This window comes from Mesorhizobium sp. M2C.T.Ca.TU.002.02.1.1, from assembly GCF_003997225.1.
In genome coordinates, this window is sequence record NZ_RZTO01000711.1 from 1 (window position 1) to 3262 (window position 3262).

Annotated in this window: 4 protein-coding genes; 2 read left to right on the forward strand and 2 right to left on the reverse strand. The window is 64.9% G+C overall.

Translation table 11 applies throughout. The annotated features are described in order from the left end of the window. On the forward strand, positions 1 to 294 hold a 294-nt coding region (locus tag EOD07_RS28065; RefSeq protein WP_164772600.1), incomplete at its 5' end, for a glutathione S-transferase domain-containing protein. Here the strand turns inward: EOD07_RS28065 and EOD07_RS28070 are convergent. After that, positions 248 to 1477 (reverse strand): NAD(P)/FAD-dependent oxidoreductase, encoded by a 1230-nt coding sequence (locus tag EOD07_RS28070; protein WP_127237702.1) that lies wholly within the window; start codon positions 1475 to 1477, stop codon positions 248 to 250. The genes EOD07_RS28065 and EOD07_RS28070 overlap by 47 nt on opposite strands. A gap of 83 nt (positions 1478 to 1560) precedes the next feature. After that, positions 1561 to 1971, reverse strand: a complete 411-nt coding sequence (locus tag EOD07_RS28075; RefSeq protein WP_127237703.1) for a helix-turn-helix domain-containing protein — start codon at positions 1969 to 1971, stop codon at positions 1561 to 1563. A gap of 265 nt (positions 1972 to 2236) precedes the next feature. Here EOD07_RS28075 and EOD07_RS28080 point away from each other — a divergent pair, with 265 nt between their 5' ends. Continuing rightward, complete coding sequence (locus tag EOD07_RS28080) at positions 2237 to 3130, forward strand: SDR family oxidoreductase (RefSeq protein WP_127237704.1); 894 nt, start codon at positions 2237 to 2239, stop codon at positions 3128 to 3130. Positions 3131 to 3262: the final 132 nt, after the last annotated feature.

The window sequence follows — 3262 nt, forward strand, 5'->3', positions numbered from 1 at the left end:
AGGCAGAGCGGCCCGTGGTTCGCCGGCGAGCGCTTCTCGCTGGTCGATGCCGTTTACGGGCCGGTCTTCCGCTATGTCGACATGTTCGACCGCATCGGCGATTTCGGCATCCTCGACGGCAAGCCGCTCGTCCAGGCTTGGCGCCATGCCCTGAGCGAACGCCGATCGGTAAGCGAAGCCGTCAGCCCGGACTATCCGCAGCGGCTGCATGCCTTCCTTCGGGCAAAAGGATCGTACCTGTCCGGGATCATCCGTCGGCAGGCCACTGCAACTCCGCAAGCCCGATCCGCCTGAACGGGTCGATCACCGTGCCGGCGACCATGGCGGCAAGGAATTGCGGCCCCGGCGGGATTCGCGCCAGTCCCGCCACCATCCGGTCGCGGACGAAGGGCAAGGCTGCGGAGTCCGATTGGTAGAACGGCGTCAGCGACAACGACAGCGCCTGGAAGACGCGCACATGCCAACGGCGTGCACTCGCATAGGTCGCCAGCGCTTCATCGATGTTGTTCGTCCGCGCCAACGCATGACTGAGCGCGGCGGCGTCGAGCAGCGCCATATTCGCGCCTTGCCCGAGCTGCGGGCTGGTCGAGTGCGCGGCGTCGCCGATGACGGCAAGCCGGCGGCCGGCCGGCAGTCTCATCGTGTGGTGGCCGTAGCGGGCGAGCGAGAGCTGCTCGAAACTGTCGATCTGGCCGGTGAAAGCCTCGCATTCCGGCCAGACCGAAACCACCCTCGCCTTCCATGCTTCGAGCCCCTCGGCCCTTATCCGTTCGGCATCGGCCGGCTTGAGGCTCCAGAAGAAAGCCGCCATGTCTTCCGCGCCGGGCTCGGGCCGGCCGATCGGCAGCACGCCGACCATGATGCTTGCCTTGTCGTAGCGCTGCAGCAGCGCGCCTCTGTCGAAGCCGTCGCGCCAGCCGAGCGACGCCCAGAAGGCGCCATAGGCGAGTGGTCGCGGCATGGCGGAATCACCGAGATAGTGCCGCAGTTTCGAGCGCGCGCCGCTGGCATCGACGATGAGGTCGAAAGGCCCAAGCCGCTTGCCGTTGCCGCAGACCAGCGTCGCGCGCTCGGCCGTCTCCAGCGTCTCGACTTCGACATTGGTTTCGATGGCGGTCGCTTCGCGCAAGGCGGCGCGGTAGAGCACGCCGAACAACGCCGCCCGGTGGACCGCGAGGCCGAAGCGGCGGCCGCGCCGCGCATCGTAGCGGACTTCGAGCACCGTGCACCCGGTCTGGGCATCGGTGCCGTGCAGCCGCTCGATGCGGCTGCCAAGCGAAAGGATCTCGTCGAGCAGGCCGAGATCGGCGAGCACGGTCAGTCCGGTCGGCTGCAGGATGAGACCGGAACCGACCGGCTTCGGCTCGTCGAAGCGCTCGAAGATGGTGACGTTGTGCCCGGCTCGCTTGAGGTAAAGCGCTGCCGCCAGCCCGGCCGGACCGGCGCCGGCAATCGCGATCTCGTAAGACTTGCCCATCGTCCCCCAACCCGAACCTGCAGGGACAATCCCGCGTGGAACGCGCCGGATCAATCGGGCGCTTTGACGCTTATATCGAGAAATCAGCCTTGGGTGGCGTCGAAGGCGGCGCGCGCGCCGCGCACCGCGTCATGATTGAGTTCGGCCCATTGAATGAGCTGTTGCAGGGGCAGGAACATCGAGCGCCCAAGATCGGTGAGGCTGTATTCGACGCTTGGCGGCTTGGTCGGGAAAACTTCGCGGTGCACATAGCCGTCGCGCTGCAGCTCGTGGAGCGTCTGCGTCAGCATGCGCTGCGAGATATCGGGAACCAGCCGGCGCAGCTCGCCAAAGCGATAAGGCTTCTCGGCCAGCGCCATGACCAGCAGCGAGCTCCATTTGCCGCTGATGCCCTGGATCACGTCGCGGACTGGACAGTCGGCGAAGTTGGCGCCGTTCGTCATGGCCTTATAGACCTCGAGCTTGGCTTTCAGATTGAAGATCTTGCTGTCCATCACGACATCCGCTGATCGAAACCAAAGCATGTCTCCCGAAAGTGAAACCGGTTTCGGGAGACATGCATAAAATCAAAAACCTAAAGCGCATGGAGCAATCTGAAAGACCGCGACGCGCTTTAGGCCGTCCAGGTGGTTCCCTGGCTGTGCCTACCTCCCGGAAAACTGCCTTCTTTACGGCTCGAGGTCAATTCCTATTTTAGTGCTGGTCTCTTTTTGAGACCAGCACTTGATCCGCCTTCGACACGATTTTCAGGGACCTCCCATGACCGAAACCCTCCTCGTCACCGGCGCCTCCGGCCAGCTTGGCCGCGCCGTCATCAACCACTTGCTGGGCGCGCAGAAAATTGCGCCCTCCAGCATCATCGCCACCACCCGCGATCCCGAAAACCTAGCCGATCTGGCGGCGCTCGGCATCGCCGTCCGGGCCGCCGATTTCAACGACAGGACCTCGCTGGAGAAGGCGTTCGCAGGCGCCGACCGCGTGCTGATCATCTCGACCGGCGACCTCGACTTGAAGACTGGCCGGCGCCTGAAGCAACATCAGGCGGCGGTGGCCGCGGCCCAGGCGGCTGGCGTTTCGCACCTGCTTTACACGTCGATGCCAAATCCCGAGCCGGGCTCGCCCGTGCTCTTTGCCGGCGACCACCACGGCACCGAGCAGGCGATCAAGGCAAGCGGCATCCCCTACACCATCTTCCGCAACGGCTGGTATCAGGAGAACCTGTTCATGTCGCTGCCGCATGCCATCTCGGCAGGCAAGTGGTACACCTCGGCCGCCGACGGACGCATCGCGCACGGCGCGCGCGACGATATGGCGGCCGCCATCGCCGCCGGCCTCGCGTCGGGCTCCAAGGAAAGCCGCATCTACACGCTGACCGGCCCGCAGGCCTACACCACCAACGAGATTGCAGCGCTGGTAAGCGAGGTGACCGGCAAACCGCTGGAGGTTATCCAACTGCCGGACGATGCGCTGACCGAAGGCGTCAAGGCTGCCGGCGTTCCCGAGGATTTCGCCCGCATCATCGTCTCCTTCGATGCCAACACCCGCGCCGGTCGCATTGCAGAGGTGACCGATGCCGTCGAAAAACTCTCGGGCCGCAAACCGCGGACACTCAAGCAGTTCCTCGAAGCGAACAAGGCCGCATTGCTCGGCTGAAAACTGGCGCGCCTGGGGAAGTCGTCCCCTGGCGCGCTTCATTTCGATTTCTTGAGCAATCCAAGCCGGATCAGGCTCTCAGCGGTCGCGACCAGCGCGTCTTCGCGCGACCGCGGCGTCCAGCCGAGCAGG

Excerpts from the sequence above, each read along its gene's own strand:
- EOD07_RS28070 (WP_127237702.1), bottom strand. The coding sequence starts at position 1,477 with ATGGGCAAGTCTTACGAGATCGCGATTGCCGGCGCCGGTCCGGCCGGG.
- EOD07_RS28075 (WP_127237703.1), bottom strand. The coding sequence starts at position 1,971 with ATGGACAGCAAGATCTTCAATCTGAAAGCCAAGCTCGAGGTCTATAAG.
- EOD07_RS28080 (WP_127237704.1), top strand. The coding sequence starts at position 2,237 with ATGACCGAAACCCTCCTCGTCACCGGCGCCTCCGGCCAGCTTGGCCGC.